The organism is Citrobacter sp. Cpo147 (assembly GCF_030332405.1).
Classification (GTDB): Bacteria; Pseudomonadota; Gammaproteobacteria; order Enterobacterales; family Enterobacteriaceae; genus Citrobacter; species Citrobacter portucalensis.
Map to the genome: position 1 here is coordinate 1,179,984 of NZ_JAOWHX010000030.1, position 18,497 is coordinate 1,198,480.

General features: G+C 50.9%; 16 protein-coding genes. 7 read left to right on the top strand and 9 right to left on the bottom strand.

Features of this window, described 5'->3' with window-relative positions; all coding sequences use genetic code 11:
- Window positions 1-10: 10 nt before the first annotated feature.
- The 3 genes from OGY06_RS08245 to OGY06_RS08255 form a co-directional block, all read right to left on the bottom strand.
- A complete protein-coding gene (locus OGY06_RS08245; protein WP_286605064.1) occupies window positions 11-1,303 on the bottom strand; it encodes an efflux RND transporter periplasmic adaptor subunit in 1,293 nt (430 codons plus the stop codon).
- A 76-nt stretch (window positions 1,304-1,379) separates the two neighbouring features.
- Window positions 1,380-1,727 (bottom strand): cation efflux system protein CusF, encoded by a 348-nt coding sequence (cusF, locus tag OGY06_RS08250; protein WP_063941364.1) that lies wholly within the window; start codon window positions 1,725-1,727, stop codon window positions 1,380-1,382.
- Between the two features lie 32 nt (window positions 1,728-1,759).
- Complete coding sequence (locus OGY06_RS08255) at window positions 1,760-3,142, bottom strand: efflux transporter outer membrane subunit (RefSeq protein ID WP_286605066.1); 1,383 nt, start codon at window positions 3,140-3,142, stop codon at window positions 1,760-1,762.
- A 195-nt stretch (window positions 3,143-3,337) separates the two neighbouring features.
- Between OGY06_RS08255 and cusR the strand changes: the two genes are divergently transcribed.
- From cusR to OGY06_RS08280, 5 genes are all read left to right on the top strand, one after another.
- A complete protein-coding gene (gene cusR / locus OGY06_RS08260; RefSeq protein ID WP_286605068.1) occupies window positions 3,338-4,021 on the top strand; it encodes a copper response regulator transcription factor CusR in 684 nt (227 codons plus the stop codon).
- Window positions 4,011-5,462, top strand: a complete 1,452-nt coding sequence (locus OGY06_RS08265; RefSeq protein WP_063941362.1) for a Cu(+)/Ag(+) sensor histidine kinase — start codon at window positions 4,011-4,013, stop codon at window positions 5,460-5,462. The genes cusR and OGY06_RS08265 overlap by 11 nt, the downstream gene beginning before the upstream one ends.
- A 125-nt stretch (window positions 5,463-5,587) precedes the next feature.
- Complete coding sequence (locus OGY06_RS08270) at window positions 5,588-5,914, top strand: PcoE/SilE family metal-binding protein (RefSeq protein ID WP_020996562.1); 327 nt, start codon at window positions 5,588-5,590, stop codon at window positions 5,912-5,914.
- Between the two features lie 373 nt (window positions 5,915-6,287).
- A complete protein-coding gene (locus tag OGY06_RS08275; RefSeq protein ID WP_003831134.1) occupies window positions 6,288-6,791 on the top strand; it encodes a hypothetical protein in 504 nt (167 codons plus the stop codon).
- Between the two features lie 83 nt (window positions 6,792-6,874).
- The gene (locus OGY06_RS08280; protein WP_286605070.1) at window positions 6,875-7,678 is read left to right on the top strand and encodes an MBL fold metallo-hydrolase; all 804 of its coding nucleotides are present in this window, start codon (window positions 6,875-6,877) and stop codon (window positions 7,676-7,678) included.
- A gap of 69 nt (window positions 7,679-7,747) precedes the next feature.
- Here the strand turns inward: OGY06_RS08280 and OGY06_RS08285 are convergent, their stop codons facing one another.
- Together OGY06_RS08285 and OGY06_RS08290 are read right to left on the bottom strand one after the other, a co-directional pair.
- The gene (locus OGY06_RS08285; RefSeq protein WP_286605072.1) at window positions 7,748-10,192 is read right to left on the bottom strand and encodes a trimethylamine-N-oxide reductase 2; all 2,445 of its coding nucleotides are present in this window, start codon (window positions 10,190-10,192) and stop codon (window positions 7,748-7,750) included.
- A 20-nt stretch (window positions 10,193-10,212) separates the two neighbouring features.
- On the bottom strand, window positions 10,213-11,307 hold the full coding sequence (locus tag OGY06_RS08290; protein ID WP_286605073.1) for a NapC/NirT family cytochrome c: 1,095 nt from the start codon (window positions 11,305-11,307) through the stop codon (window positions 10,213-10,215).
- Window positions 11,308-11,836: 529 nt separating this feature from the next.
- Between OGY06_RS08290 and uspF the strand changes: the two genes are divergently transcribed.
- A complete protein-coding gene (uspF, locus tag OGY06_RS08295; RefSeq protein ID WP_003831130.1) occupies window positions 11,837-12,265 on the top strand; it encodes a universal stress protein UspF in 429 nt (142 codons plus the stop codon).
- A 55-nt stretch (window positions 12,266-12,320) separates the two neighbouring features.
- Here the strand turns inward: uspF and torD are convergent, their stop codons facing one another.
- Genes torD through torC form a run of 3 tightly spaced genes read right to left on the bottom strand, consistent with a single transcriptional unit; the run spans window position 12,321 to window position 16,640 of the window.
- On the bottom strand, window positions 12,321-12,935 hold the full coding sequence (torD, locus tag OGY06_RS08300) for a molecular chaperone TorD (protein WP_003831129.1): 615 nt from the start codon (window positions 12,933-12,935) through the stop codon (window positions 12,321-12,323).
- Window positions 12,932-15,472 carry a trimethylamine-N-oxide reductase TorA gene (gene torA, locus OGY06_RS08305; RefSeq protein ID WP_063941357.1) on the bottom strand — a complete coding sequence of 847 codons (2,541 nt, stop codon included), beginning with the start codon at window positions 15,470-15,472 and terminating at the stop codon, window positions 12,932-12,934. Before torA ends, torD begins: the two co-directional genes overlap by 4 nt.
- On the bottom strand, window positions 15,462-16,640 hold the full coding sequence (gene torC / locus OGY06_RS08310; RefSeq protein ID WP_149335016.1) for a pentaheme c-type cytochrome TorC: 1,179 nt from the start codon (window positions 16,638-16,640) through the stop codon (window positions 15,462-15,464). Before torC ends, torA begins: the two co-directional genes overlap by 11 nt.
- 131 nt (window positions 16,641-16,771) lie before the next feature.
- On the opposite strand from torC, the gene torR reads away from it, so the two are divergent.
- Window positions 16,772-17,464 (top strand): two-component system response regulator TorR, encoded by a 693-nt coding sequence (gene torR, locus OGY06_RS08315; RefSeq protein WP_020996565.1) that lies wholly within the window; start codon window positions 16,772-16,774, stop codon window positions 17,462-17,464.
- Here torR and torT read toward each other — a convergent pair.
- Window positions 17,437-18,468: a TMAO reductase system periplasmic protein TorT gene (torT, locus tag OGY06_RS08320; RefSeq protein ID WP_286605076.1), complete on the bottom strand. Its 1,032-nt coding sequence runs from the start codon at window positions 18,466-18,468 to the stop codon at window positions 17,437-17,439. The genes torR and torT overlap by 28 nt on opposite strands.
- Window positions 18,469-18,497: the final 29 nt, after the last annotated feature.

Here is an 18,497-nt window from a genome sequence, read left to right on the forward strand (position 1 = left end):
TATCATGTCCTCAGTGTGAATGGGTCGCCTGGGCTGGCATGGCGGCTGCGTCTTGCGCCTTACTGTTCTGGGCGCGCATACGGTCCAGTGCGCCAGAGATATTCGCTTCAGAATCAATCAGGAACAGGCCACTGGACACCACTTTTTCGCCTTCGGTCAGGCCGGAGCGGATAGCCGTCAGCCCCTGGGATTCATGGAATACCGCAACCTGTTTCGGCACAAATCGGCCTTCGTTATCAACGGTGATGACCCGCTGCTCGGTACCCGTATCAATCAGTGCTTTAGACGGGATCAGCAGCATTGGCTCGCTTTGTGTTTTCAGTTGCAGGTAAGCATTCATCCCGGGCTTGAGCGCCTCGTCGGGGTTATCGACCTGTAAACGGAGCTGGAGCGTACGCGTGGTAGCATCAACGCTTGGTAAGATACTCCACTTGCTGATGGTGAAAGGCTTATCCGGCCAGGCGGGCACGGTGATGGTAAATTGCGAGGCATCTTTAATCAGCCAAGCGATAGATTCCGGGACCGACGCGCTAACCCATACCGGGTCCATACCCTGAATTTTCGCGACCACATTGTCTTTAGAAATGTTCATACCGGTACGCAAATCGAATGCGGTGATCACCCCATCGATAGGGGCTTTCAGGGTAAAGCGGGTCTGAATTTTACGCGTCGATTTTAAGCGCTGAATATCCGCTTCAGGCATTCCAGCCAGACGTAATCTCTCCAGAATCCCTTCCACCTGCGTCGCGCTACCTCCCGTTTCCCGCAGCAATAAATGTTCACTCTGCGCCTCAACCCAATCAGGAATAGTCAGGTCGATCAGCGGCGAACCCTTCTTAATTTTGTCCCCTACGGTCAGCGGGTAAACCTTCTCGATAAAGCCCGCAGAGCGTGCCTGGACAATAACAAACTGGTATTCGTTATAACTAACGTTGGCCGGGAAAGTTTGCGCGTAGTGCAGTGGTCCACGACGCACTGGCTCTGTTTTCAGCCCCAGGTTCTGGGTCTGTGTAGGATCGATGCGCACGCCTGGTGATGACGCGTTCGCGGTCTCTTCATCGGCATATTTCGGGATCAGATCCATATCCATAAACGGCGATTTACCCGGTTTATCGAAGCGCGTGTTCGGATACATGGGGTCATACCAGAACAACACTTTTCTGGCTTCTTTTTGCTGAACTGGCCCGGCTACAGACGATATTTTTGCCGATGAATAATAAGTATAAACACCGACAGAAATAATCCCGCCGGCAATCATGCTACCGAGAATAAGCGCGGTATTTTTAATATTTAAAGACGCCATAGTGATTTCCATTGCGCGATAGTCTCGCCCGCGTTCGCAAAAACCCGGGCAAGAATAAAAGAGACCAGCGAGAACGTTATTTACTGATGTGAATATCGCGTAACACAGAGAGATTTTCCTGCTGAACAAACGTAAACGCGACCTTATCGCCAGGCTTAATATCATCAGCCTTCGTATCAGCAACCAGCGTAAAGCGCATCGTCATGGCCGGCCAGTTCACCGCTGGAATAGGGTCATGTTTGATCGTGATTTTTTTACTCTCCATATCAACAGCTTCAATCACCCCGGTAGCACTAATGAGTTGTTCCTGTTGAGCCGCTGGCTGCATATTCATCATCTCGCCATGCTGATTTTCATTGGCCTGGGCGTTAAACATAACCATAGAGAAAAGGCTAAACAGCACGGCTTTGGCGGTAGTATTCATACATCATGCTCCTGAAAAGTTAATATTAAGGATTACTCCACCCAACCGCCGCCTAAGGCAGCAAACAGCTTAATTTCATTAACCTGTTGGGCGTAATTAAGATCGAGCAGCGATTGCTGCGTAGCGAATAAAGAACGTTCTGCATCTAATACTTCGATATAGCTAACTGCACCATTCTGATAAAGCGCTCTGGCGCGCTGTAGTGTGATTTGCAATGAATCCAGGTAACGCTGCTGCCCGTTAATTTGATCGGCAATGCTTTGGCGCAACACCAGTGCATCCGCCACTTCTTTAAACGCGTTCTGAATTTTTTGTTCGTAATTCACTACTGACTGTTGCTGGCGAATTTCTGCCAGGTCGAGATTGGACTGATTACGTCCGGCGTTGAAGATTGGAAGCTCTATTTTGGGGACAAAATTCCACATGCCGCTGGAGGCATTAAATAAATTGGAAAGATCGCTACTGCTACTGGACACGGAACTGGTCAACGTTATCGACGGAAAAAATGCCGCCCGCGCAGCACCGATATTGGCATTTTCCGCCAATAATCCGTGCTCAGCTTCCATAATATCCGGGCGCTGCAACAGTATTTGCGATGAAAGCGATGGCGGCAGCGTTACCGGTTTAAGATCCCCACGGCTGCGCGCCTGGTCATCGGGTAATTTCCCGTATGTACCCAGCAACAGTTGCAGCGCGTTATTGGCCTGTGCCAACTCACCTTTACGCTTGGCAATTTCGCTACGCGTACTTTCAATCACACCGCGCGCTTGTTCCAACGCCAGTACGTTGGTGCTACCGGTTATCAGTTGCTTCTCTACAAAAGCGTAAGAGTGCTGATAGTTTTGCAGCGTTTCTTCGGCAACTTGCAACTGCGCGTAAGCCAGGCGCTGGTTGAAATAACTTTGTGACACGTTGGAAATTAATAAGATATGCACCGCCCGACGCGCCTCTTCGCTGGCGAAGAAGTTCTGCCGTTCGGCTTCACTCATATTTTTAAGCCGCCCAAAGAAATCCAGGTCGAAACTGAGATTGAGTCCAGCTTCGAATTCACGATCGGTGCTGCTATCACCTTTTAATTTACCGCTGTAGGTACCGCTGGAGCCTGCCGTGATTTGCGGATAACGGTCAGCGTCCGTGACGCCATACTGCGCTCGCGCTTCCTGAACCTTCAGCGTCGCCATGCGTAAATCGCGGTTATTGATCAGCGCCTCACCAATCAACGCCTTCACCTGGTCGTCAACAAAAAAGGTTCGCCACCCCGTGTCCTGGTATTCACCAGGAACCGACACCAGGGAATTCTGGCTTAAAGAAAATTGCTGTGGTACCGGCAAAGCCGGGCGCTGATAGTCCGGCGCCAATGAACAACCAGCGAGCACGAATATAGCGCTGAGAGTAAGAAGCTTAAATTTGCTCATAGTTCTTCTCGTCCTGACCGGACTGATGTCCCTAAAATAAGTAGGAATTTATAGTCTTGTACTTTAACGAAGTGACTCTGTTTAACCGGTGACAGGAAAATGACAAAACTGTCATTTTCCTAATAACAGATTGCTATCCGATCCCGCTTCCCTAGAATTGAAAGTCCGCACAACCAGTGCGAGAAGGAGAATGCGATGAAGGTTTTGATAGTCGAAGATGAGAAAAAAACCGGTGAATACCTGACAAAAGGCCTGACGGAAGCGGGTTTTGTCGTGGATTTAGCGGATAACGGCCTGAACGGGTATCACCTGGCGATGACCGGCGATTACGACCTGCTCATACTCGACATCATGCTGCCGGATGTAAACGGCTGGAATATCGTGCGGATGCTGCGTTCCGCCAACAAAGGAATGCCCATTCTTCTCCTCACCGCACTGGGTACCATTGAGCATCGGGTTAAAGGTCTGGAATTGGGTGCTGATGATTACCTGGTTAAACCGTTTGCCTTCGCCGAACTGCTGGCACGGGTCAGAACGCTGCTGCGCCGGGGCGCTGCGGTGATTGTCGAAAGCCAATTTCAGGTCGCGGATTTAATGGTCGATCTGGTCAGCAGGAAAGTCACCCGCAGCGGTACGCGCATCACCCTGACCAGCAAAGAGTTTACGCTGCTTGAGTTTTTCCTGCGCCATCAGGGGGAAGTTTTACCCCGCTCACTGATCGCCTCCCAGGTCTGGGATATGAATTTTGACAGCGATACTAATGCTATCGACGTCGCTGTTAAGCGTCTGCGCGCCAAAATTGATAACGATTTTGAGCCGAAACTGATTCAGACCGTGCGCGGTGTGGGATATATGCTTGAGGTTCCTGATGACCAGTAAACGATGGCGGCGCCCTTTTTCACTGGCGACACGACTGACCTTTTTTATCAGCCTGGCGACAATTGCTTCATTTTTCGCCTTTGCATGGATAATGATCCACTCCGTGAAAGTCCACTTCGCCGAGCAGGACATCAACGATTTACAAGAGATTAGCGCCACGCTGGAGAGGATTATTAACCAACCCAACGAGCCAGAATCACGCCGCCTGGAAACGCTAAAAAATGTGGTGGCGGGTTATTCGAACGTCATTATTTCTCTGGAAGATAGCAACCAGAAGGCCATTTTCCATTCGCCCAATGCGCCGGATCTTCGGCAGTTTATCGCCAGTGCAAGGCCCGATAAAAATGCTCATGCCAGCGATGTTTTTATTATCTCAGGCCCCACACTGCAAACCTCCAAACATATCCACGGACAGAAAACATCGTCTAACTGGCGAATGATTCGCCTGCCGGTAGGACAACTTGCTGATGGAAAACCAGCGTATACGCTGTATCTGGCATTATCGATCGACTTTCATCTGCACTATATTAACGATCTGAAAAACAAGCTGATTATGACAGCATCGCTGATTAGCATGATGATTGTTTTTATCGTGTTGTTCGCCGTATACAAAGGTCATGAACCGATTCGTAACGTCAGTCGTCGCATCCAAAATATCACCTCGAAAGATCTCGATGTACGCCTCGATCCGCAAGCTGTTCCTATTGAACTGGAACAACTGGTGAGTTCGTTTAATCATATGATCGAACGCATCGAAGACGTATTTAAACGCCAGTCGAACTTCTCAGCGGATATTGCCCATGAGATCCGCACGCCAATAACTAACCTCGTCACCCAAACGGAGATTGCGCTCAGCCAGACCCGCAGCCAAAAAGAGCTGGAAGATGTGCTGTATTCCAATCTCGAAGAGTTTGGCCGTATGTCGAAGATGGTGAGTGATATGCTGTTTCTGGCGCAGGCGGATAACAATCAGCTGATCCCAGAAAAAAAAGCGCTCAATCTGGCTGATGAGGTCGGTAAAGTGTTCGACTTTTTCGAAGCCTGGGCTGAAGAGCGTGAGGTTGGTTTACGGTTTGAAGGACGCGCATGCTGGGTTTCAGGCGACCCATTAATGTTACGCCGGGCAATGAGTAATCTGCTGTCAAATGCCATGCGCTATACGCCAAAAGGCGAGTCGGTAACCGTGCGGGTGAAAGAGGCGGATGGCCAGGTGCAGATAGTCGTTGAGAATCCCGGAAACCCCATTCCCCCGCAACATCTTCCGCGACTCTTTGACCGCTTTTATCGAGTGGACCCTTCACGACAACGTAAGGGTGAAGGCAGCGGCATTGGTCTGGCGATTGTGAAATCGATTGTGACTGCCCATCAAGGAAAAGTCTCGGTGACTTCCGACCCTCATGCCACTCGCTTTATTCTGACGCTGCCCAAGCACGCGATGTAATTTATGGTGATGACGCTTATACCCGTCATCACCTGTTGTCTGACACAACCGTCATAATCCTGTCACGCCACTGACAGCCCCTATTAATTATACTTTCTTCCGTAAACCCAAACAGGAGAAATATGATGAATAAGATGTCCTCTTTTTTAGCTATCGCGTTTTTTATTTCAGCTGGCGTTAATGCGGCAGAAACACCCAAAATGCATCAGCAGGCCGCAATGGCTCATGAAATGATGAATAACAGCGACGCTCCTGCACATCAACAAATGGCGCAAGCACACGCCGCGCAGGCAAATAATTCATCGTCAACATCAACCAATGCGCAATCATTTTCACAAATGAATGAACATGAAAAAGCGATGGTTGTTCACCAATCGGTAAACAACGGCCATTCATTTGCTCATGAGGTACAGGCCGAGCAGCACCGCGCGCAGATCTCCACTCAGGGGTAAAGACGAACTATATTGACAACGACATCCATAAATACGCGAAGTTTGAATATTGTGGACTACTCTCCCCACGCGGGCCTGTTTATATACAAGCCCGCGTCCCACTTCATCGTTAATGTCAATATTAATAATTCATTAAATCCTTCTTCTAAAAGTAAATACATCTTAGCTCTCTACCCGGATTGTATAAAATAAGTAAATAAACAGCTTATTATGTTGCGTATTACAGCATTGATCACCCCACCCTAATTATAAATTAGGATTCCCCCTGGTATGCTTCATTAATATTTAATGGGAGACTGCCGTCGTCGTAAACATGACAATCCAAAAGTTCGCATTCCTATAAATAAATTTAATGATGATAGTGAGTAAAAAAATGAATAAACGTCTGTTAACCCTCCTGGTCCTTGGTCTGACAACTGCCACAACAGCATGTGCAATTACCCCGGCAATGCAGAAAAAGTATGAACGTTCAGGTTGTACGCAGATGAGTGAACTCAATGGCTGCGATGTGAATAAATCCTATCAGTGGAACCGCGATCATGGCTTTATTGAGAACAGCAACGGCCAGCAGAATCGTCATCATCATGGTGAAAAACAGCAAAATACCGCAGACCGGGATAACCACGATAATGCCGGTATTGATGGCAAATTCAGCGGAAATTACGTAGCCAAATTTGCCAATGGTCAACGCAGCGTTGATATTCACGTCGAAGATTCCGGCGTTTACGTCAATGGTAATGAAGTGCGTGACGTAAATACCTATAAGGATACGATGACCTTCCGTGTCGGCTATGCCACTTACACGATTAAAACAAATGGTCACGGTAGCTGGAATGACAGCGATGCAGGAAACGCTGGCAAAATTGTGCGTGAATAACAGATACCGCTAAAGAGCGCTGCGATCACAGCGCTCTCAAAAGCGATGCATTACAGTATGCCGTTTTAATACGGGAGTCAGGCATGGCTTTAACCCTCACGGTGCTGCTTGAAAACCGACGCGCTGCTGGCGCTGGAAAATCATTACTGGCCAAGCCTGGATTAAGTCTGTTAGTTCAGGATGAAACAACCACAATATTGTTTGATACCGGGCCGGATGGCAGCTTCATGCATAACGCTACGCAAATGGGCGTAGACCTGACCCAATTAACCGCCGTAGTACTTTCGCACGGTCATTATGATCACTGCGGCGGCGTGCCGTGGCTTGCGGATAACAGCCGTATCATTTGCCATCCTCAACTGGCCTGCGAGCGTTACGCATCGATAACGGTTGCGGGAACACCACGAAAAATTAAAAAACTCTCGCGTGATAACAACTACTCTCGATTCATCATGGAATACACCCGCGAGCCGCTGGCTATCAGCGATCGCTTTTTGTGGTCCGGAGAAATTAGCGTCCGCACACCACAGTCCTATGGCGTGATTAGCGAGAAAACACTCCAGCCAGATTACATCAGTGACGAAGGTGTATTGATCTATAAATCTGCACGCGGGTTAGTCATCATTACTGGTTGCGGGCATCGGGGAATAGAGAACATCGTACGCCATTGCCAGAAAATCACCGGGGTTAACAAAATTTATGCCCTCGTCGGTGGGTTTCATTTACGTGCAGCCTCCCCCGCTAAGCTATGGCGGACCCGACAATTTATTCAGCAACAACACCCCGAAAAACTGCTCGGCTGTCATTGTACCGGTTCGTGGGGGCGATTGTGGCTACCGCGAACTGACGCCCCGGCAACGGGAGATGTGATAGTGCTGGCTGAGTAACAACAGTAAAACGTTGCCCAAACAGCATAAAAAAACGGGAGCCTTACGGCCCCCGTTTATCAGTCATCATTACATGGTGACAATTGCTGGTTCATCAAAGACGGTGAGTTTTGGCGCTTCACCGGTGTATTTTTCTGCGTATACCAGGCTGGTATTCCCGGCACAACCATTCGCCAGTCTTGAAGTCGGGATATCCGCCGTCAGCACGTTCGCGCCGCCATTTTTACAGATACCGTTTTCAATATCCGGCCATGCGCCTTCATGAATACAGATGATGCCCGGTTTGATGCCGTCGCTGACATGCGCCCCAACCAGAACCTGTCCGCGAGCATTCCATACGCGGACCAGATCGCCCTCGGCAATCCCTCTGGCTTTTGCGTCATCCGGATGAATCGTCACCGGTTCACGATTGGCAATCGCGTATTCTTTACGCAGCGACGCGTAGTTCAGCTGGCTATGCAGACGATGTGCCGGGTGCGCCGTCAGTAGCTGCAGCTGATCTTTATCCGCAGTTCCTTTCCATTCATCCGGTTCAATCCAGGACGCATGCGGCGGACAGTCTTTATACTGATAGCCTTCAATCGTTTTCGAGTAGATTTCTATCTTGCCGCTCGGCGTTCCGAGTGCGTTCATCACCGGATCGCTGCGGAAATCCGCGTAGCGCACATATTTGTTATTCTTTTCATTCTCACGCATTTCGATCAGTTTATTCTGCTGCCAGAACGCGTTGAACTGAGGCATGGCGACACGCTGGGCGCGGGCGGCTTTTTGCGCGACGTCATAGAACTGCTTCAGCCACGCCATTTCGTCTTTGCCTTCGGTGTAGACAGCTTTCCCCCCCGGCTTGAGCATCTCAGCCAGATCGGCAAAGACGTCAAAATCACTACGCGCTTCAAACTGCGGCGCGATGACCTGCTTCATCGGCACCAGGTGTTGGTTACTGTAATCACCGGTCATGGTCAGATCGTTACGCTCAAACGAGGTGGTGATTGGCAGAACAATATCGGCGTGTTTGGCCGCAGCGGTCCAGTAGCATTCAGAGATGACAACCAGTTCAGGCTTCTGCCAGGCTTTGATTAAGCGGTTGGTATCCTGATGATGGGTAAAGTTAGCGCCGCCCGCCCACCAGATCATTTTGATATCCGGGAAGGTTTGCTCTTTACCGTTATGTTGATATTTGCCGCCTGGGTTTTCCAGCGCCTCGACAATTCGCGCTACCGGCAGGCTGGTCACCGCATCGGAAACCGCCCAGTCATTACCTGCCGATGACCCACCCTCAATTTTGGCGGAGATCGCCGGTAAAACCCCACCGATGCGCGTTGGGTTACCGCCATTGGAATAGTGATAAGAGAACCCGAAGCCGCCGCCTTCGGTACCAATTTGCCCCAGCATTGCCGCCAGAGTCACCAGCATCCAGTGTTTTTGCTCACCGTATTGCTGGCGCTGAATCCCCCAACCTGCCATGAGCATGGTTTTGTTGCTGGAGAAAATTACCGCCAGCTTTTCCAGTTGCTCAGCAGGCACGCCACACACGCCAGATGCCCACTCGGCGGTTTTCTCTACTTTATCGCTCTTGCCGAGCAGGTACTCTTCAAACTGCGGATATCCGGTGGTGTATTTTTCCAGGAAGGCTTTGTCGTGAAGGTTTTTCTTCACCAGCGTATGGGCGATCCCTAACATCATTGCCACATCGGTCCCCATATGTGGCGCAATCCAGGTCGCGTTATCACCAAAGAACTCAATGGTTTCAGAACGCATCGGATCGATGGCGATGACGCTTTTCCCTGATTTCTTCAGCAGATTAAAGTATTCAATCCCTTGTTCATCCGTGCTGCTCCAGGCAATCTTAAGGGTGTTGAGCGGATTCATCCCCCACAGCACCACGACCTGACTGTGCTCAAGCACCATCGGCCAGGTGGTTTGCTGCTCATAAACCTCAACCGATCCCACAACGTATGGCATGATCACCTGCGCGGCACCGGTTGAATAATCTCCGGTATGCCCGGCGTAGCCACCGGCCATGCTCATATAGCGTTGCAGTAAGGTTTGCGCCTTATGCAGAACGCCGCTGGATCGCCAGCCATAAGAACCGGCAAATATCGAAGCGGGACCATAGCTGCTGCGGATCCGGCTGTGCTGTTCATGAATGAGCTTCAGCGCTTGCTCCCAGCTAACCCGCACGAAAGGATCGTTACCGCGTTTGCCATCCGCTTTACCCGGGTTTTCCAGATAGCTTTTGCGCACCATCGGATACTTAACGCGGATATTGGTATGAACCTGATCTGGCGCGGTTTGCTGTAATGAGTTCGGCACCGTTTTCGGCAACGCACCTTTTGAGGAAACCACTTTTCCGTCTTTTACTTCCACGTATACCGCACCCCAACGTGCTGCCGTCAGGATTGCCCCGCCATTCTGGCCTTCGGCCCAGGCTGGCATTGGGATCACCGAAGAAATCGCCATTGTCCCGGTTGCCACGCCAGCCGTCTTAATAAAGTCACGTCTTGTGAGTTTCATGATTTCTCCTGATTGATCGCTTATTTATTCATGTCTTTAGCGTTGTACTGGAAGTAACGGCTCAGGATATCCAGTTCGGTTTCACTGATATTGGTGCGAGCCCCCATCCCTTTGGCTACTGAAGGCCAGGCGTTGAGCGCGAAATGATTCGCCGGAATTGGCGCATGACAGCCTGCGCAGTACACATTGTCGAGTTTGCGCGCGTAATCCCACATAGGTTCACGGCTGGCGAGAGCGGAACCACTCCATTCCCCTTGCAACACGACATCTCGCCACGCATTGCCGTAATCATCCTTTTTCCAGTCGGAGAGGATCTTCAGCGACTGTTGACCTTTTTCACTCAGGCTGGCAAGAATCAAACGCTGCCCTGCTGCGTAGTAAATAACCTGTTCACTTCCTTGCATCTGGCTACCGCGAATCTCGACCAATCGCGCGTTGTCCGTTGTTTTCAGGACCTGCATTTTGGTTGCCGGGTAAACGGTTCCCAGATCGCCCAACGCGGTGTTGCTCACAGCATAAAGTTCAGTTACTGAAGCTGGGGTGGAGGCTGACTGCGCTTCAAGCCCTTTAAGCGCGCTGTCATCCATTTTTATTTCAGGTGGGAAATGGGCGACGCCTTTATGGCAATCAATACAGGTTTGCTTTTCCGCGATGCCCATTTTGTGCATCTTCTGAGCATCCGCGCTTTGTGCGGCAAGATCCATGGCGTCCATACTGTGGCAGCTACGGCAGGTCGCAGAATCATTAGCCTTGAGCTGTGCCCAAACGGTTTGCGCCATCTCCAGACGGTGTTCTTCAAATTTTTCCGGAGTATCGATTTTTTTGGTTATGAACTGATGATAAACATCTTTTGAGGCCCGCAGCTTAGCCACCAGAAAATCCAGACCGCCCTCCGGGATATGACAGTCCGCGCACTCTGCGCGAATGCCTTTCTGATTCTGGAAGTGAACCGAGCCTGTATATTCTTCGTAGGGCGCCTGCATCGTATGGCAAGACAAACAGAATTCTGTACTCGAGGTTTTATGTAATGTCCATTGCCCCGCCAAAACAATAACTGCACCAAGAACAATGCACAGCAGCATCGTCCATAGGATAGCTTTATTTATTTTTCTCATCTTTTATTTCCATCAGACGAATACCCTTTTAGAGGTAGACAATAAATATCCTAAAGCAGCTATTTATTGATATTCATCAAGCAAAGAGAGAAATAAGAATCAGCCAACGGGTAAGTTTGAAGGGGCTCGCATAATTAGTGAGAATGAAATGTAAATATCAAATTTCGTTTAAAATTAGAGTTTTATTCTACATGCAAGGTTTGATTATCCATTAACCACACAAACTTCAGAATAAAAATTTTATAAACAGTAAAAGTCGCTGAAATTAATCACATGCCAATACTCGTTATATAATTAAATATACAATGAAAGCATGTAAAAAAGAACCCTTTTCTATTTTGCGATTACACGTATTAATGAAGATACCTATCTTACTGTTTCGCTCACATATACATTACGGCCAGTCATACGACACACACATTTCATTGACGCGCACTGATGCACACATCCTTGATCTGGTCACTTATTATACAGAAACAAATTTCGCTACACTCTGGGATAGAGGTAAAACAAACAGGAGGTAGTGAATATGTATCGCTCAATTCTGGTGCCCATTGATATCTCTGAAGCCGATCTTACTCGTCATGTTGTGCCGCAGGTCCAGGCGCATGCCAAAACCGCGAAGGTCCACTTTTTAGCCGTTATTCCTACCGTTCCGTTCTATGCCTCTCTGGGGCTGGCCTACTCTACCGAATTTCCGGACAGAAGTGGTCTGCAGGCCAAGGCCAGCGAAAAACTCGAAGAGATTATTAAGCAGTTCAATATTCCTGCCGGCAGGACTCAGACCCACGTAGTTTACGGCCCACCGAAGGATCAGATCCTCAAGCTGGCGGAGGCGGTGGACGCCGAGCTTATTGTGATTGCCTCACATAAGCCCGGTTTTAGCACGTATTTGCTGGGGTCAACGGCGGCAGCCGTAGTCCGCCACGCGAAATGCCCGGTGCTGGTTGTGCGGTGATAGGGTTAAAACGGGAGCGAATGTGCTCCCGTTTTTCTGTGGCTCAGGCCATCACTCAGTTCTGATGATCCAGCCTGACAAATGCCAGCAGCAGCTGGCTCAACGCACCGTAGAAACCAAAGTCATCATATCTGCGGCATTTAGTGGTGAACTCCGGTAACCAGCGTAACAGCCCCGCCAGCGTTTCTCTGCGCAACGCATCAATACGCTGACGGCTAACCCCTGGCTCACCAAGAGAAAAATGCAGATGGCTCAGCAGTTCGATAAAAATCGCCAGATGATCGGCTGATTCGCTAAACGTATCGCTTACCTGCATGCCCGCATCAGATAACAGTTGTTTAATGATCCCGTAGTTTGGCCCTTCTTCAAGATGAGCCGACGCATAGGGTAACGCGGCGTGTTTATCCGACATCAGGAACAGGCCGCAAAAATCAGCCGCCAGTTCCAGGGTAGCGTCTTCACGTACCTTGAGTGCGGCAATTTTCGCTTCCAGCAAAAGAACATCCGCCTCAAGCAACGGTTCACCTTTGAGCACGGTAAACCACTCAGCCATTTCGCTGGACTGCAATTGCGCTAATCCCTCACCGTCGCGCTCCCGGGAAAACATTTGCGCCAACCATGCATAAACACAGGCCATCTGTTCAGTAGTCAGGGAGGTGTGTTTCATCATGACGTCACCTTCTCCACCGGGACATATTCACACTGCGCCACCATTTTTATCGGGCCGCTGAACGCCGTCACGTTATCCACCTTACCGGCATATTTCTCAATCTCCACCAGCGTAGTATGCGCACTGGTCGCCTGCGCCAGCTGAGACGTGCCGATATCCAGGGTTAACACGTTCGGATTGCCATATTTACACAGCGCTCCGATTTCTCCACCGTTATCAGGATCGTACCAGGCACCTTCATGGATGCGCGCCACGCCCGGCGAGTAGAGATCGGAGACAACCGCGCCGGCCAGCACTTGTCCACGCGCGTTAAATACACGAACTATATCGCCGTTGCGGATCCCCCTGGCGCTGGCATCCTGCGGATTAATAAACACCGGCTCTTTGCCACCTACCGCGTAATGCTTACGCAGCGCTTCGGACTCGCAGAGCTGTGAATGCAAACGGAAATCCGGGTGGACGGATTGCAGATGCAGCGGCCAACGTTGCGATCCAGGCCCACCGTGTGAACGTTCGATTTTCTCAAACCACATTGGATGCCCCTGGCAATCGTCATATTGCATATCGGCAATAGTTTTCGAATAGATCTCGATCAAACCGCTCGGCGTCCCCAGAGGTTCAAGGTCAGGATCTTCGCGGAAGGCCTGATGGCGGACAAACATCTGCGGATGTTCGAATTCAACGTACTCTTGCTGATTCCAGAAAACGTCGAAAGCCGGAAGATGAACACCGCGTCCCTTCCCTTGCTGGCTTCCTTCCTGCCAGATGCGCTTCAACCAGCCCATCTCATCCAGCCCTTCTGTGAACGCTTCTTCACGGTTAAAGCGGCGGCAAAGATCGCGGAAAATATCGAAATCATTACGCGCTTCAAACTGCGGCTGCACCAGCTGCTTCATAGCGATAATGCCGCGGTTGGAGTGGTTGCCATACTGGTCAAGATCGTTACGTTCAAACTGGGTCGTCGCCGGCAATACGATATCGGCGAATCGACAGGTCGACGTCCACTGATTGTCGATGGCGATAACGGTTTCCAGCTTACGCCAGCCCTCAATAATACGGTTGATCTGCTGGTGACGATGGAACGGGTTGGTCCCGGCAAAAACGCACATCTTCAACGGTGGCAGTTTGACGGTTTTACCGTTCCAGTTAATGCTCTTGCCCGGCTCCAGAATCGCATCGATAAAACGCGCGATCGGGATGGTACTGCTGTAGCCCTTATAATCGGTGCTGTCATGTACCGGTGGAACGGTGGTGGAACCAGAAAATCCGCTCAGGATAACGCCTTTACGCCCTGGGGTGCCCGCGCCGTTGTAGTGCCAGCCAAAGCCAAATCCCCCCCCGGGTAAGCCAATTTGCCCGAGCATTGAGGCCAGCACCACGATCATCCACGCCCACTGTTCCCCGTGCTGCATACGCTGCACGCACCAGCCGGCAATAATTTGCGTTCTGCCGCCCGCCATCTGCCGTGCCAGTTCACGGATTGTCTCAGCATCAATCCCGCAGATTTTTTCCGCCCACTGGGCATCTTTAGGCTGTCCGTCACTTTCTCCCAGCAGATAAGGCAGAAATTGCTCAAACCCAACGCAGTAGTTCTCGAGGAAATGCTTATCGTAGAGCTTCTCGGTATACAGCGTGTGTGCCAGCGCCAGCTGTAGCGGTACATCAGCCTGCGGATTCACGGCGATGTGCTTAACCTTGTCACGGCCCAGGTAGTCATGAGTCGAGGTGACGACCGGGTCAACGCTGATGACCGAAATCTCGCCCCGTGCCACTTTTTCCTTCAGTTGCTCGTAGTATTCGTAGACATCATGATCCGGACACCACCAGTTCGCCTGCTGGTTTTTGATGAGATCAGAACCCCACAGCACAATGGTTTTGCTGTTTTCGAGTACCAGTGGCCAGGAGGTCTGCTGCTCATAGACCTCCATTGATCCCACCACACGCGGCAGAATGACCTGAGCAGCACCGGTGGAATAGTCGCCCCCCGTACTCACGCTGTTGCCATGCAGCGCAATGGCACGCGCCAGCATCCCGGAAGCATTGTGGAACATCCCGGTCGATTGCCAGCCGCTGGCCGTTAGCAGCGCGCTCGGACCATAAGTCTTCTGAATGCGCTCCAGCTCCTGATAGAAGAAATCCAGCGCTTCATCCCACGAAACGCGCACAAAGCGGTTATCTCCACGTTGCGAGGTATCGCTCTGATGGCGTTTACGCAACCAGTCCACGCGGACCATCGGGTAGCGAATACGCGCTCCACCGTGTACGTGATCCGGGAGTCCGGCGATCATTTTTGACGGGTATTTATCGCGCTCGAACGGCCTGGCTTCAATGAAACGACCGTCAACCACGGTGGCACGAATGGCACCCCAGTGAGAACCGGTCAGAATCCCCTCTTTGACGCCTGCCCCCTGCACCTCTGCGGCATTAGCGCTACGCGGCGTGAGCAGCGAAGGCCCTAACATACCTGCTACGGTCAAGCCGCCCAGTTGCAGCAAAAAACGTCGGCGCGATGCCTGAAAGAGATCGTTATTTTTCATTGCTTTCTCCCTTATCGCCATGCGGCTTATCCGTAGTGTCAGAGGCATTCATTTGCAGATATTTCAGCAAGGTACGTTCTTCACGTTTATCCAGACTGGTAAATCCAATCATGCCGTTCAACGTGCCAATCCAACCGTTAGCATCAAAGTGTTCTTTCTCTGGTGCGCCGTGGCATTGGTTACAGGTTCCGTTATAGAGTGAGTCGGCATAAGCCCAGATCGGTTTGATGTCGTTGACCATATCGCCCTTCTGCATCCAGGCAGTGGCCTGCAATTTACTCCATGGCGTATTCGTTTCCGCAACGGTGGTTTGCTCCAGCGTCTTCACGTGCTGCTGGATGTCGCCACGAATGGAAGCCACAAAAATGCGCTTGCCCGGCAGTTGCGCCAACACGCGCTGACGCCCATTACTCTCGGTCCAGCCGACAATTTCAATTTGCAGCCAGTCACCATCACGCTTTAACACTTTCACTTCAGAAGCGGGCAGCAGTGAGCCTGCAGGTTCTTTATCACCTTTGGCGGCATAAATAGGTTTGATGTCCAGAGAGTAGAGCGTCTCGCCATCGTCGTTCGCCCTGGCGCGTAACTCATCAAACTGCTTGCGGAAACCGCTGCTCATATCGGGAAGCTGGTGTGCAATACCTTTATGGCAGTCGATACAGGATTGGTTGTCCTTGGCCGCAATCTTCATCTGGCGCGCAGCTTCAGGATGTTGTTTAGCGTGGTCCATCGCATCATAGTCATGACAAGAACGACAGGTCGCGGAGTTGTTCTCCTTCATTCGCGCCCATTCGCGCTCCGCCAGCTCAGCGCGTTTGGCTTCGAATTTCTCTGGAGTATCAATAGAATGGGCAACAAAGGTTTGGTAAATATCGTTGCTGGCCTCCAGCTTACGTTTCACCATGCCTGGAATATCGGATGGAATGTGGCAGTCATGACATTCTGCGCGTACCCCGGAGGCATTCTGAAAATGTGCAGACTGTTTATATTCTTCGTAAACCGGCTGCATACTGTGGCAGCTCACGCAAAACTCGGTAGAACTGGTTAATTTAATACCAACGTGCGGCAAGACGATCAGCGCAATACCGACCACAATCCCGATAACGACCAGCGCCAACACTGACCAACGTGCGCTCGGTCTGAGCAGCACCCTCCATAGTTTCCGCATAATAGCCCCTGTAATCTTATGGTTTAGTTACAAAGGATCTTATTTCTCAAATGTGAACAGCAACACTGGTCAGGATGAATGGCTTACGGCACAATGTGAACAAATATGAACAGAAAGAGAACGCCATCAGGATGCCGCATCACATTGTCATTGTTGAAGATGAACCCGTCACCCAGGCACGGTTACAGGCTTATTTTGAACAGGAAGGTTATCATGTCTCTGTCACCGCCAGCGGAGCTGGTCTGCGTGAAATCATGTCACAACATCCTGTCGATCTCATTCTGTTGGATATCAACCTCCCGGACGAAAATGGCTTAATGCTGACCCGCGCCCTGCGCGAACGCTCAACGGTGGGGATAATTCTGGTGACAGGTCGTAGCGATCAAATTGACCGGATCGTTGGCCTGGAAATGGGCGCTGATGATTATGTCACCAAGCCGCTGGAGCTACGTGAACTGGTGGTTCGGGTTAAAAATTTGCTCTGGCGTATCGATCTTGCCCGCCAGGCACAGCCGGAGACCAAAGATAACTGCTATCAGTTTGCCGGATACTGTCTGAATGTCTCCCGGCATACCCTGGAGCTGGGCGATGAGACGATCAAACTCACCCGCGCCGAGTATGAAATGCTGGTCGCCTTTGTCACCAATCCGGGGGAAATTCTCAGCCGCGAACGTTTACTGCGTATGCTTTCGGCACGACGGGTAGACAATCCAGACTTACGCACCGTGGATGTATTGATCCGCCGTTTGCGCCACAAGCTACGGGCTGATTTACTGGTGACACAGCACGGCGAAGGTTATTTTTTAGCGGCCGACGTGTACTGATACAGATAAATCGGACGGAACCCGCCAGGAGACAGCGAGCGTTGAACATGCTGGCTGTCGGCATTTTTCGGGGTGAGCACCAGGATCGGCGGACTGATATTTTCCGGTACCGGTTGCCCTTGTAGCACCCTGATCGCCTGTTGAATCGCCAGTTCACCTTGCCAGACCATCTGATCGCTAGCAGCCATAATGATTCTTTCGCGTTTAAGTCCGCGATATACCTGATGCGACAGGTAAAAAGAGACCACGGTTAGCGGCGTCCCCGGATTCCGCTTCTCTCCCATCGCTGCTTCCGCAGCAATTGCCGTACCGGCAACCACATCGACCTCCGGGTGACGCTCAAGCATCTCCTGCAACAGGTTGCGCTGAACTTCAATATCATTATCCCCCAACGCCACATCCACGATGTTCACCTGACTACCGGCAATCGCCTGACGGAATCCTGCCACCATTTCGCGGCTGCCTCCGGCGTCATCAGGTCCTGGCAATAGCAGAACCTTTAACGGTTTGCCACCGCTCCACTTGACCAGATAGCGACCCGGCTGATACCCCATCTGGAACCACGGAACGCCGACCCGTGCTTTCACCGTCGGATCGTGTATCGCATTCACTACCTCAATGACCGGCAACGCGCCTACCTGCGCGGAAAGATCCGGGAAGGTCGTCGTGCTACTACCCAGCAATATGGCATCTGCTCCCCATTGCTGGCACTGGGCGATTTGTGTTTTTTGCGTGGAGAACTGACGATACCCTCCCGCCTCTAACACCTTCAGACTTACTCCGTATTTTCTCGCCGCCTCAAGCATGCCGTAATTCACTGAAAGCCAATAGGAGTCTTTCAGGCTGGGATACAGCGCGCACAGTTTCCAGACTTTGTTTGCAGTAACGTCCGATTGCAGTTCCGGGACTGCCTGCTGCATATCCTGCCAGCGCAGCAATGCGGCTCCAGCCGCATGACTCAAACCGGGAAAAATCGTGATTAACAGGAAAACCAATACGCGCATGATAGCCTCAACATTGATAAGGCTTTATC